Source organism: Methylobacterium sp. J-118, assembly GCF_057836565.1.
In genome coordinates, this window is sequence record NZ_JBYQFA010000001.1 from 2277280 (window position 1) to 2290148 (window position 12869).

The 12869-nt window shown below is 71.4% G+C and carries 11 protein-coding genes; 5 read left to right on the forward strand and 6 right to left on the reverse strand.

The window, feature by feature from the left end; genetic code table 11:
• Window positions 1-199: 199 nt before the first annotated feature.
• From AC3IF3_RS10980 to AC3IF3_RS11000, 5 genes are all read left to right on the forward strand, one after another.
• Complete coding sequence (locus AC3IF3_RS10980) at window positions 200-1141, forward strand: ABC transporter permease (protein WP_489228737.1); 942 nt, start codon at window positions 200-202, stop codon at window positions 1139-1141.
• Window positions 1138-2112 carry an ABC transporter permease gene (locus tag AC3IF3_RS10985; RefSeq protein ID WP_489228738.1) on the forward strand — a complete coding sequence of 325 codons (975 nt, stop codon included), beginning with the start codon at window positions 1138-1140 and terminating at the stop codon, window positions 2110-2112. Before AC3IF3_RS10980 ends, AC3IF3_RS10985 begins: the two co-directional genes overlap by 4 nt.
• A complete protein-coding gene (locus AC3IF3_RS10990) occupies window positions 2112-3122 on the forward strand; it encodes an ABC transporter ATP-binding protein (protein WP_243972857.1) in 1011 nt (336 codons plus the stop codon). Before AC3IF3_RS10985 ends, AC3IF3_RS10990 begins: the two co-directional genes overlap by 1 nt.
• A gap of 322 nt (window positions 3123-3444) precedes the next feature.
• A complete protein-coding gene (locus AC3IF3_RS10995; RefSeq protein ID WP_489228739.1) occupies window positions 3445-4443 on the forward strand; it encodes an ABC transporter ATP-binding protein in 999 nt (332 codons plus the stop codon).
• Between the two features lie 17 nt (window positions 4444-4460).
• A complete protein-coding gene (locus AC3IF3_RS11000; protein ID WP_489228740.1) occupies window positions 4461-5600 on the forward strand; it encodes an amidohydrolase/deacetylase family metallohydrolase in 1140 nt (379 codons plus the stop codon).
• 415 nt (window positions 5601-6015) lie between these two features.
• Here the strand turns inward: AC3IF3_RS11000 and AC3IF3_RS11005 are convergent, their stop codons facing one another.
• The 6 genes from AC3IF3_RS11005 to AC3IF3_RS11030 form a co-directional block, all read right to left on the reverse strand.
• On the reverse strand, window positions 6016-6252 hold the full coding sequence (locus AC3IF3_RS11005) for a hypothetical protein (protein WP_489228742.1): 237 nt from the start codon (window positions 6250-6252) through the stop codon (window positions 6016-6018).
• 198 nt (window positions 6253-6450) lie between these two features.
• Window positions 6451-7839, reverse strand: a complete 1389-nt coding sequence (locus tag AC3IF3_RS11010) for a TAXI family TRAP transporter solute-binding subunit (RefSeq protein ID WP_489228743.1) — start codon at window positions 7837-7839, stop codon at window positions 6451-6453.
• A 12-nt stretch (window positions 7840-7851) separates the two neighbouring features.
• Window positions 7852-8772 carry a DMT family transporter gene (locus AC3IF3_RS11015; RefSeq protein ID WP_489215896.1) on the reverse strand — a complete coding sequence of 307 codons (921 nt, stop codon included), beginning with the start codon at window positions 8770-8772 and terminating at the stop codon, window positions 7852-7854.
• A 30-nt stretch (window positions 8773-8802) separates the two neighbouring features.
• A complete protein-coding gene (locus AC3IF3_RS11020; RefSeq protein ID WP_489228745.1) occupies window positions 8803-10071 on the reverse strand; it encodes an arsenic transporter in 1269 nt (422 codons plus the stop codon).
• A 58-nt stretch (window positions 10072-10129) separates the two neighbouring features.
• Window positions 10130-11374, reverse strand: coding sequence for a metallophosphoesterase family protein (locus AC3IF3_RS11025; RefSeq protein ID WP_489228747.1), 1245 nt, complete (start codon window positions 11372-11374; stop codon window positions 10130-10132).
• Between the two features lie 37 nt (window positions 11375-11411).
• Entirely contained in the window at window positions 11412-12485 is a 1074-nt protein-coding gene (locus tag AC3IF3_RS11030) for a cupin domain-containing protein (protein ID WP_489228749.1), read from the reverse strand.
• Window positions 12486-12869 lie beyond the last annotated feature (384 nt).

Genomic DNA, 12869 nt, shown 5'->3' on the forward strand with positions numbered 1-12869 from the left:
GTGGCCCCCGAAGGGGGTCGGGAGAGGGGAGCGACGGTACAGAACGAGGCTGAGTCCGTCACATCTGTTCTACCCTATCCTGAACCCGGGCTCCCCTCTCCCGACCCCTGCTGACGCAGGGGCCACCCTCCCCCGCAGAGGGGGGAGGGGAATCCGCGGCGCCGGCCGCGCCCTCCGGCCCACCGCATAGCGAGGCCCCATGCTCGGCTATATCGGCAGGCGCATCCTGGCCACCATCCCGGTCATGGCGGTGGTCGGGTTGTTCGTCTTCAGCCTCCTCTACTTCGCCCCCGGCGATCCGGCGGCGATCATCGCGGGCGACCAGGCGACCCCCGACGACGTCGCCCGGATCCGCGCCTCGCTGGGCCTCGACCGGCCGTTCCTGGTCCGGTTCGGAGAATGGTCCTGGCAGATCCTCCACGGGGATCTCGGCACCTCGATCTTCACCAACCTGCCGGTCACCACCATGATCGGCCAGCGGGTCCAGCCCACCGTCTCGCTGATGCTCGTCACCCTGATCTTCGCCATCGTGGTGGCGGTGCCCCTCGGCGTCGTCGCGGCCTGGAAGGCCGGCAGCCTGATCGACCGCCTGGTCATGGGGATCGCCGTGCTGGGCTTCTCGGTGCCGGTGTTCGTGGTCGGCTACGTGCTCGCCTACGTCTTCGCCCTCGAGCTCGGCTGGCTGCCGGTGCAGGGCTACACGCCGATCGAGCAGGGGCTGTGGCCCTGGCTGTCCAACCTGATCCTGCCGGCGGTGACGCTCGGCCTCGTCTACATCGCGCTGATCGCCCGGGTGACCCGGGCGACCATGCTCGACGTGCTGCAGCAGGAATACATCCGCACCGCCCGGGCGAAGGGCCTGTCGCAGGGGCCGGTCCTGTTCATCCACGCCCTCAAGAACGCCGCGGTGCCGATCGTCACCGTGATCGGCATCGGCATCGCCCTGCTGATCGGCGGCGCGGTGGTGACCGAGACGGTCTTCGCGATTCCCGGCCTCGGCCGCCTCACGGTCGATGCGATCCTGCGGCGCGACTATCCGGTCATCCAGGGCGTCGTGCTGCTGTTCAGCTTCGTCTACGTGCTCGTGAACCTCGCCATCGACCTCTTCTACACCGTGCTCGACCCGAGGATCCGCTATTGACCGCGACCGTCGCGCCCTTCCCCGATCACGCCCCGGCCGCCGGCCACCCGCCCGAGGAGGCCGTCCCCAAGGCAGCGCCGCCCCCCGGCCTCGCCGTCGCGGCGCCCCTGCCGGACGTGATCCCGGCCCGCAAGCGCCGCGGCCCGGTCTGGACCTACATGCGCCGCAACCCGACCATCGTGGCCGGCGGCGTCCTGCTCCTCGTCGTGTTCCTGATGGCGCTGCTGGCGCCCTGGCTCGGCACCGTCGACCCGACCGCCCTGGCGCCGGCCAAGCGCACTCGGGTGCCCTCCGCCCAGTATTGGTTCGGCACCGACATGCTCGGCCGCGACGTCTATTCGCGGGTGGTCTACGGCGCCCGGGTGTCGCTGCTGGTCGGCTTCTCGGTGGCGTTCCTCGCCTCGATCGCCGGCCTCGCGGTCGGGCTGGTCTCCGGCATGGTCCGCTGGCTCGACGGGATCGTCATGCGGGTCGTCGACGGCATGATGTCGATCCCGCCGATCCTGCTCGCCATCGCGCTGATGGCGCTGACCCGCGGCTCCGTCCAGAACGTCATCGTGGCGATCACCATCGCGGAGATCCCGCGCGTGGCGCGCCTCGTGCGCGGCGTGGTCCTGTCCCTGCGCGAGCAGCCCTATGTCGAGGCGGCGGTGACCACGGGCACGCGCATGCCGGCGATCATCTGGCGCCACATCCTGCCCAACACGCTGGCGCCCATGACCGTGCAGGCGACCTATATCTGCGCCTCCGCGATGATCACCGAGGCGATCCTGTCGTTCATCGGCGCGGGCGTGCCGCCGGCCACCCCCTCCTGGGGCAACATCATGGCCGAGGGCCGGGCGCTCTGGCAGGTGAAGTTCTACATCATCCTGTTCCCGGCGGTCTTCCTGTCGATGACCGTTCTGGCGGTGAACCTCGTCGGCGACGGCCTGCGCGACGCCCTCGACCCCCGCATGGCGAAAGACGTCTGATGAGCACCGGCATGAGCGGCACACCCCTCCTGTCGATCGAGAACCTGCAGGTCCATTTCCGCACCCCCGACGGGGTCAACCGGGCGGTCGACGGGGTCTCGTTCGCGATCCAGTCCGGCGAGACCCTGGCGATCGTCGGCGAATCCGGCTGCGGCAAGTCGGTGACCTCCATGTCGATCCTGCGGCTCCTGCCCGAGCCGCCGGCCCGGATCGCCGGCGCGATCAAGTTCGAGGGTAGGAACCTCCTCGACCTGCCCAACGGCGCCATGCGCAAGATCCGCGGCAACGACATCAGCGTGATCTTCCAGGAGCCGATGACCAGCCTGAACCCGGTGCTGACGGTGGGCCGCCAGATCGGCGAGACGCTGCGCCTGCACCAGGGCCTGAGCCGCCGCGCCGCCGAGGACCGGGCGGTGGAGATGCTGACGCTGGTCGGCATCCCCGAGCCGCGGCGCCGGGTGCGGGAATACCCGCACCAGCTCTCGGGGGGCATGCGCCAGCGGGTCATGATCGCCATCGCGCTCGCCTGCTCGCCCAAGCTCCTGATCGCCGACGAGCCGACCACGGCGCTCGACGTGACCATCCAGGCCCAGATCCTCGACCTGATGCGCGACCTGAAGGCCCGGGTCGGCGCCGCGATCATGCTGATCACCCACGACCTCGGGGTGGTGGCCGAGGTCGCCGACCGGGTGGTGGTGATGTATGCCGGCCGCAAGGTCGAGGAGGCGTCGGTCCGCGACCTGTTCCGGGCGCCGCGCCATCCCTACACGCGGGGCCTGATGGGGGCGGTGCCCAAGCTCGGCGCCCTGGAGCACGGCGGCGACGCGCGGCTCGCCGAGATCCCCGGCATGGTCCCGAGCCTGAAGGGCCGGATCGAGGGTTGCGTCTTCGCCGGGCGCTGCCCGGACGTCACCGACCTGTGCCGCACCTACGCCCCGGCCCTCGAGCCGAAGGCGCCGGGCCACCTCGCCGCCTGTCACTACGCGCCGAAGGAGGCGCTGGCGGCATGAGTCTTTTGGGACGAACCGGCAAACCCATGCGCCCTCCCTCCCCCCTCTGCGGGGGAGGGTACCCTGCGCAGCAGGGGGGGAGAGGGGAACCCGGCTTCAGGAAAGGGCGCGGCTTTCACGCAGCACCGCGCTTGATTCTGCACCGTCGCGCCCCTCTCCCGACCCCCTTCGGGGGCCACCCTCCCCCGCAGAGGGGGGAGGGAGACGCGCCCGTATCCAGCCGTGGCCCTCTTCCGGCAGCGATGTGTGAACATCGTAGCCTCTGCGGGGCGAGGGAGGATGCGCGCGTCGTCGTGCTCCACGCTCATACGGAGGCTCGCCCGTGACCGGCCGCACCCTGCTGGAGGTCAACGACCTCAAGAAGCATTTTCCCCTCGGCGGCGGCCTGTTCGGCCGGTCGAACCGCGTGCTCAAGGCGGTGGACGGCCTGTCCTTCACGGTGGCCCGGGGCGAGACCCTGTCGCTCGTCGGCGAATCCGGCTGCGGCAAGTCCACCGTCGCCAAGGCGCTGATGCGCCTCTACGCCCCCACCGCCGGCCAGGTGGTGCTCGACGGCCGGCGCATCGACGACCTCTCGGCCGGGGCGCTCCGGCCCCTGCGGCGCCACATCCAGATGGTGTTCCAGGACCCGTTCTCGTCGCTCAACCCGCGGATGCGGGTGCGGGCGATCCTGGCCGAGCCGATCCGCAATTTCGGGCTGGCCAGGGGCTCGGCCGATCTCGAGGCCAAGCTCGCCTCCCTGATGGAGCGGGTCGGCCTGCCCCGGGAGGCGCTGGGACGCTGGCCCCACGAATTCTCCGGCGGCCAGCGCCAGCGCATCGGCATCGCCCGGGCGCTCGCCGCCGAGCCGGACCTGATCATCTGCGACGAGGCGGTCTCGGCGCTCGACGTCTCCGTGAAGGCGCAGATCGTCAACCTGCTGCGCGATCTCCAGCGCGAACTCGACCTCGCGATGCTGTTCATCTCCCACGACCTCGCCATCGTCGAGCACATGACCCACCGGGTGGCGGTGATGTATCTCGGCAAGATCGTCGAGATCGGCCCCCGCCGCGATCTGTTCCTGGCGCCCAAGCATCCCTACACCCAGGCGCTGCTCTCGGCGGTGCCGATCCCCGAGCCCGGGGCCGGGCGCACCCGCATCGTGCTCAAGGGCGACGTGCCGAGCCCGATCAACCCGCCCGCGGGCTGCCGCTTCCACACCCGCTGCCCGCAGGCCTTCGACCGCTGCCGGGTCGAGGTGCCCGGGCTCGACCGCGTGGGCGCCGGCCACTTCGCCGCCTGCCACCTCAACGACGCCGCCGCACAGGCGGTCGCGGCCTGACCGATCCGGAGACAGCTGTGCAGCACGACCTCATCCTGAAGGGCGCGCGGGTCATCGACCCGTCGCAGGCCCATGACGGGATCTGTGACGTCGCCTTCGCGGAGGGCCGGGTCTCGGGCTTCGGCCGCGACCTGCCCGTCGGCCCGGGCACGCAGGTGCGCGACATGGCCGGCGCGATCGTGACCCCGGGCCTGATCGACCTGCACACCCATGTCTACTGGGGCGGCACCTCGATCGGCATCGACGCCGACGAATTCTGCCGGACCTCCGGGGTGACCACGTCGGTCGATACCGGCAGCGCCGGGCCCGGCAACTTTGCCGGGTTCCGCAAGCACGTCATCGACCGATCGGAGGCGCGGATCCTCGCCTATCTCCACGTGTCGTTCGCCGGCATCTACGCCTTCTCCAAGACGATCATGGTCGGCGAGAGCCAGGATCCGCGGCTGATGGCGCCCCGCGAGGCCGTGGAGATCGCCGAGGCCAACCGGGACGTGATCATCGGCATCAAGGTCCGAGTCGGGCGCAATTCCTCCGGGGACCAGGGCACCGCGCCGCTCGGCATCGCGCTCCAGGTGGCGGAGGAGACCGGCCTGCCGCTGATGGCCCATATCGACGAGCCGCCGCCGAGCTACGAGGAGGTGCTGGCGATGCTCCGCCCCGGCGACGTGCTGACCCATGCCTTCCGGCCGTTCCCCAATTCCCCCGTGACCGCCCAGGGCGCGGTGAAGCCGGCCCTGCGCGAGGCCCGGGCCCGGGGCGTGCTGTTCGATATCGGCCACGGCAAGGGCTCGTTCGCGTTCAAGACCGCCCGGGCCATGATGGCGGGCGGTTTTTTGCCGGATACGATCTCGTCCGATGTCCACCAGCTCTGCATCGACGGGCCGGCCTTCGATCAGGTCACCACGATGTCGAAGATGCTCTGCCTCGGCATGAGCCTCCGCGACGTCATCGCGGCGTCCACGGTGAACGCCGCCGTGGCGGTGAAGCGGATGGAATACGGGAGCCTGAAGGTCGGGTCGCTCGGCGACGCCACCGTGCTGGCCGTCCGGGACGGGGCGTTCGACTATGTCGACACGCGGGGCGAGCACATGACCGGCGCCCAGCGGATCCTTGCCGAGGGCGTGGTGCTGCGGGGAAAGTGGTGGCACCCGATGTGAGGGCGCGGGACGGCGCGGGGTCGGGGCACGAAGGTGCCCTCTTGCTCGCCAGGACCGCGACAGATGGCTGTTGCCCTGAGGCCCGGGCGATCACAGTCGCGCTTGGCCATATCCCGATCACAACCCGCCTCCCGCGGCGCTGCGCGGCCGTCCCGGAGGAGGCCTTCGCTCCGCTGGCACCTCGGGATGAGTATCACGGGTGGGACAAGCCCGTGCCCCGGAGCGACCGCCGCGATCGCATGGCGAACCGCGCGCGAAAACCGTCTCGGGCATCGCTGGCCCTGGCCTCGACGCGGATGGCAGTCCGGATTCTCCCGCCAATACGGCGACCGTCGGATGACGGCCGGACACCGCCTCGGATGCCCTATGCGGGTCTATCGGCCCGCACCGCGTCCGACCTGTTCGGGTCGAGGTTCTAGCGCAGGGCCAGGATCTGGACCGCGTGGGCGGCGACGTCGTGCACCGCCGGCAGGTCGTAGGTGTAGATCCGCCCGGCCAGGATCGCCAGGGCGAGGGTCCAGAACACGGCGCCGGCGAAGCGGCGGGCCGTCCGGTCGCCGGCGGCCTCCGGGCAGGCGCGCGCGACGCCGTCCGCGACGGGTTCGCCGAACGGATCGAAGGCTGTCGGCTGGGTTTCCGGGGCGGTACGCATAGGGTGGAATGTTGCCTCCGGGCGCCCCATCCGCAATGGACGCGTCTTTCGTATTTCCCTGGGCCGAGAGACTCTTGTTCTCTCCCTGCGTGGCGAGACGAACAGCTTCTTCTCATCGGTCGGGCCGAGGCCGGAGCGGGGCGAATCTCCCTTCCGGCACTGGGGATGATCCTCCGCCGGACCCGCCTGGGCGTCCCCTCAGCCGCCCTGCAGCCGGACCGGTCGCCCGATCCGGGCGCCGGCATCCGCCGCACGCATGCGGTCATCCGCGAGGGTCGCCCGGGCCGTGTCGATCGCCACGGCGGCCGCCGCCAGGGTCCGCTGATCCGGCTCCCGCTCCCGGGCGTAGCGGACCACGTCCATGGCCAGCGCGTCGACCTCGACGGTGAGGGCGTCGATCGCCGCCGGATCCTGCAGCGCCCGGGCCTGCCCGGCGATCTCCAGGAGCCGGTCCATGATCTCGTCGATGCGCTCCCGGCGCAGGCTGGCGAGACGCTGCCGGATCCAGGCCAGGACCGAGACGAGGCCGCCGGCGAGGGCGCCCAGGAGATAGAGCGTGTCGCCGTAGCGCTCGATGAAGCCGTGCTGGTCGCGCTCGAAATAGTCGATCGCCCCGGGATGGATCGGGATGCGGGCGCTGGTGGCCGCCACGGTCGTGTCGTAGGCCGGGGCCTGGACGTATTCGGCGGCGTCCGTCACCTGCGCGGCGGCGGTGCGCTTCTCGAACAGCAGCTGGGCCACGTCGGCCGCCACCACGCGGCTCAGGGAGGCGCGCGCCATCAGGCGGTAGGAGGCGCCGACCGTCTTGACGTCCTCGGCCGGCAGCTTCGGGCGACCGCCGAACAGGCCCGCCGGGACGGTCACCGCCTGGAGCCGCGGGAAGCGCTCGATCACCGCATCGTCGTCCTCCACGGCGACGAAGGCGACCTTGCCGCCGCGGGCGACCGACTGCACGGCCCCGACCAGGGCCAGCGCCTTGGGGGCGGAGGGGGCGATGATGCTCACGAAGGCGTCGATCCGCTTGGCGCGGAATGCCTCTGCCACCGCCTCCTGATCGACCGGGACCAGCAGGACCGCGGAGTCCCGGCCCGGCCCGGCCGTCTCCTCCAGGGTGAGGCCGTAATAGCCGAGGAGGTTGCGCAGCAGCCAGAGATCGGCGTCCCGGTGGGCCGCGATGCCGAGCCGCTTGCCGGCGAGCTTCGGGAAGCCGGTGATCCCGCCCGGGTCCGGCGAGGCGATGATCATCGCCTGGTCGCGCAGGATCGCCAGGGTGAGCCCGTTGGTCGGCAGCAGCACGTCGGGGCGGACCACCGCGAGGTCGGCGCGCCCGTCCTGCAGGGCGGCGGCGCTCTCGCGCACGTCGTCGAAGGGCAGGATCTTCAGCCGGACGTTGCCGCGGCCGGCCTCCAGGGCGTCGGCATAGGCCTTGATCAGCTCCGGCTCGGTGCCGTCGCGGGGGGCCACCGCGATGGTCAGGACGGTCGCCTGCAGGAGGTACCACGCCGCGACCCCGCCCGCGCCCAGGAGGGCGGCGCCCGCCAGGAGAAGAACCTCCCGACGCAGCAGCCAGGCGGGGAGGCTCCACATCGCCCCGGACGCTCAGAACAGCGAGATCAGGACGATGCCGCCGACCATCAGGGCGGCGCCGATCAGGCGCGGCGGGCCGGCCTTGACCTGCTTCATGCCGAACCAGCCGAAATGATCCAGCGCCACCGAGGTGATCAGGTTGGCGGTGATCAAGAGGCCGTTGAAGGCCCCGGCCCCGACCTTGTCGACGAAGAGCAGCCCGGCGAACACCGCCACCGCCCCGGTGATCCCGGCGAGCGGCATCCACCAGCGGACGCCCGCGATGTCCGCCCGGCTCGGCAGGGGCGAGGGCCGCAGCAGGAACACCAGCGCGAACACGAACACGACGGGCACGAACGACACCGCCGCGGCGAGCCAGGGATTCTCCAGGGCGCCGCGCAGCTGCGCGTTCCAGACCACGCCGATCGCCATGAGGGCGCCGGCCACGAGGATGAACGGATAGAGCAGCTTGCCGCCGACGCCCGCCTCGCCGCCCTCGCTCTTGCCGCCGGACCGGGCGATGAAGGTCACGCCGACCGCCATCAGCAGGCCGCCGAGCCAGGGCATCGGCTTGAAGCCCGCGGCCTGCAGGCCGAACAGGCCGAGCGCGTCCATCGCCAGGGAGGTGAGGATGTTGGCGGTGAGCGTCAGGCCGTTGAACGGCCCGGCGCCGACCTTGTCGATGAAGGCGAGGCCGCCGAACACCGCCACCGCGCCGGCGACGCCCCCGAGCGGCGCGTACCAGGGCATCTTGCTCAGGGAGTCGAGGCTCGGCAGCGGCGTCGGCATCGTGAAGAACAGGGTCGTGAACACGAAGACGATCGGCAGGAACGACACGGTCGCGGCGAGCCAGGGATTGACCAGCCTGCCGCGCAGCTGCGCGTTCATGGCGTTGCCGAGGGCCTGCAGCGCGCCCGCCACGAGGATGAAGGGATAGAGGAGGGCAGCCGTCACGCGCGCGGACCTTGGGTTTCCGGGAAGGGATCAGACGAGGAGCAGGCCGGCCAGCGCCAGCACCAGGGCCGGCGGCATCACCAGCAGGCCGAGCTTCAGGAAGGTCCAGGCGCCGACATCCTGGCCCTCGCGGCGGATGGCGGTGAGCCACAGGATCGTGGCAAGCGAGCCCGTCACCGAGAGGTTCGGCCCGAGATCGACGCCGACCAGGATCGCGCCCGCGACCTTCTCGGGGACATCCGCCGTGTGCACGGCGGCGCCCGCGATCAGGCCGGCCGGCAGGTTGTTGACGAGGTTGCACAGCACCGCGACGAGCGCGCCCGCGCCCCAGGCGGTCTCCGTCGGGGCGGCGTGGGCGTAGCCCTTGAGGAGGTCCGCCAGCGTGGCCAGCACGCCGGTCTTCTCCAGGGCCTGCACCAGCACGAACAGGCCGGCGACCAGGGGCAGCACGCTCCACGACACGTCCTTGGCGACCTCGACGAAGCCGCCGCGCTTGAGCAGCAGCACGACGAGGGTGGTGGCGAGCCCCGCCACGAAGGTCGGCAGGCCGAGATCGAGGCCGAGCGCCGAGGCCCCGATCAGCACGCCGCCGGTGGCCACGATGCCGATCCCCGCCACGAGGCCGGTGCGCGACAGGGTCGCCGCCTCGACATCGGTGGCCACGCTCTGGCCGCGCAGCGTCCCGGCCTGGGTCAGGCGCAGCACCGCGTAGGTGGTGGCGATGGCGAGCAGCGAGGGCAGGGCGAACAGGGCGAGCCAGCGCATCAGCGGCGGCATGTGCTCAGCGAAGACCACGAGGTTGGCCGGGTTCGAGATCGGCAGCACGAAGCTCGCCGCGTTGGCGATGAAGGCGCAGATGAACAGGTAGGGGAGGGGGTTCTCCACCTTGGCGGCCTTGGTGGCCGCGTAGACGGCCGGCGTCAGCACCACCGCGCAGGCGTCGTTCGACAGGAACACCGTGACGACGGTGCCGACGAGGTAGACCAGGGTGAACAGCCGCGTGGCCGAGCCCTTGGCGGCCCGCACGGCGATCGAGGCGAGCCAGTCGAACAGGCCCTCCTTCCGGGCCACCTCCGACATCAGCATCATGCCGACCAGGAATAGGTAGACGTCGGTGCCCTTGAGCACGCCCTCCCAGGCGGTGGCGGGGGCGAGCAGCCCGAGGGCGACCAGGGCGCCGGCGCCGAGCACGGCCCAGATCGCCTCCGGCCAGGAGAAGGGCCGCACGATCACCCCGAGGGTCGCGAGCGCCGCGATGGCCCAGGTGGCGAGGTTGGGTGTCAGCGTCAGCGCGCCCATCGGGTCCGGTCTTCCTCAGGTCGTGAAGTTCGAAGGTCTGGCTCGGGTAGAGAGCCGGTTACCAGTGCCGGCCGAAGCGGTTGGGGCCGAGCTGGTCGCCGCGGATGCCCTTCTCCGGCCAGGCCGATGTCCGGAACGCGTCGCTGCCGGGCCGGTCCGGGGCGGGGGGCGGCGTGAAGCCGCGCGCCACCGGCTCGATCGTGTCGGTGTCGGTGTTCGCCGCGCCCGTGCGGGGGTCCAGCGTGCCGTCCGTCACCGTGACCGAGAGGCGGCGCGACCCGTCCGGCCAGGGGATCCGCGCTTCGACGATGCGCGGGCCGGCCGGGTTCATCGGGTGCGGCGGCCCGTGGTCGACGCGGGCGTGGCAGCGCCACTCCGCCTGGGGGGCGTCCGAGAGCACCAGGGCCCGCACCGTGATCGCCCCGTCCGCGGCGTCGAGGGCCGCGGTGGCGAGGCGCCGGTCGGCGGGGCCCGTGATCATCGCGAAGGGCAGGGCCCGGTCGAGGGGCTTGAAGCGCCAGCTCGTCACCGCGCCGTCGATCGCCGCGACCGCGTAGCCCACCGAGCCGTCCTCGTTCTGGCCGACCGAGCGGGCCGAGGCGTAGAGCGTGCGCCCGTCATGGGCGAGTTCGTTGTAGTGGGTGTGGCCCATCTCGACGAGGCGCACCGCGTGGCCCCGGATCAGGCCGGCGAGGGCCGTTTTCTCCGCGTGGTGCTGCAGGTCGTCCGGATAGGTGTGGATGAAGACCGCGCAGGGCAGGCCGTTCCGGGTGGCGTCCGCGAGTTCGTCCTCGAACCAGGCGAGCTGGAAGGGCCCGAGCCGGAAGTCGAGGCCGAATCCCTTCCGGCCGTAGCCGGGGCTGACCATGTCGAGGAACACGCAGCGCACCCCCGCGATCGTCTCGGCGAAGTAGTAATGCGCGATCCGGGTCGGCTGCTCGGGCCGGGGCAGGTCGTGGTGCCGTGGCACGTGCGCGCCGCCCCGCGCGCCCTGCGCCACCGCGGCGAACAGCGCGTCGAAGGCCGCCATCGCGCCGTGCTGGCGGTCGTGGTCGCCGGGGATCAGGCGGATCGGGAGATCCGGATGCGCCGCCAGGGCCTCCGTCAGGATCGCGTACTGCTCCGCCTTCCCGTCCTCGGCGAGGTCCCCCGGCAGATAGGCGAAGTCGACGAGACCCCGCCCGTGGAGGCCGTCGACCTCACGCAGGATCGCCCGCAGGTCCTCGGCGTTGCGGTCGCCCGCGCATTCCAGGTGCAGGTCGCCGATATGCGCGAAGGCGAACACGTCGCGGACCCCGCTCATGGGGCGCCCGCGTGGCGGCGGCCCGCCCCCCGTCCGATCACCCTGAATGTCCCGTCCGCCATCGCACTCTCCGGATGGGCCCCGACCATCCACCGCGACAGTCGTGACCGGCCCGACGCCCCGGATGCGGCCGAGTTCCGGCATCGGGCCCGAGCGTGGCCGCGGGGGAACCTAATTTTTCGTGATCGCCGTCGGCGCCCCGGATAGATCCCGCAAAGTGTCGTGAAATCGGACGCCTTGTGTCTGCTTGGTGGACACATGCCCGGCCGTCGGGACGACAGGGCCCGGTCGGCCGATGCTTGCCGCGGCGCCACGAGGATTGCCGGTCCTCGGCCCAGGGCCCTGTCGCGGCGGGCGCGGTGGAATCCGGCCGGTCAGAGACTCTCGATCCAGCGATGCAGGACCGCGCCGGGGGCGTGATCCGGACCGGCCTCCGGGCGGTGCGGTGCGTCGGACCGGACCGGCCCCCGCCTGCCCGCGCAGCCAGCTCGCGCAGAGCGGGGTGATCGCCGCCGAGGCCGCGAGGGGCCTCGCGCCGGTCGAGGAGGTCGCCGCAGGCGACGACGTTCGCCACGAAATAGTGGACCCGGCGCCCGAACGGATCGCCGTCATGGTCGAGGGCGCGGCCGGGCAGGGCGTCCGGGTGGCAGCCCTGCCGCTCCAGCTGGGCGCGGGGGATCACGACGTTGGTGGCGTCGACCGGCCCCGCGACGATGCGCACGGGCCGGGCCAGGTCGAACACGACGCACTGGACCTCGGCGACGGTGCCGGGGCCCTGGTCGGTCTCCACGCGGCTCTGCCCCCGGTGGTAGAACTGCAGCAGGATGTGGTCGAGGCCCTGCTGGCTGACCATCTCCGGCGACCGCTCCAGGGCGTGGGCCGGGGCGATCACGTCGCCGACCAGCAGATCGCCGAGGTGGTAGCTGCGCATGGCGATCGGGACCGTCAGGTCGGTCTCGGGCCGGAAGCTCACGGCGAAGATCGCCGCGAGATGGTCCTGCCGGGCCTGGCCCACCGAGTCCGGATCCTGCGGCGGCTCGAAGCGCAGGCAGGCGACCCCGCCGACGGGCGGGCGCGCATCGGAGTTCGGCGCTCTCTGATCAGAAGACATGGCTGGAACCTGACACGCGTCCCGGCTTCGATGGATGATAAACACAGTATAGCGCCGAGAACCTGTAGAAAATCGAAGCGATAGTCTGCGGCGGGATCGTCGGAGCCCTATGACGGTCGGGGCGATGTGCATTGTCGGCGACTGCGCCCCGGCGAAGACCGAATCGATACCCTTGCCGGTGCCGGCGGCGTGCGTTTCTGCGTGGACAATATCGAAGCGCGGCGTCGCGCGACCCTGCGGTCCCGCTGAGCAAGGGGTCCATCCGTTCCAGAAAGGGGGATCGTCGTCCAAATGGACGACCGCTGAGCCGTCTGTTGCGGCAAGGTAACAGACGGTTGAATGCGACTCGCCTAGAGCAAAAGTTAATAGCAGCAGAGCAAAAAT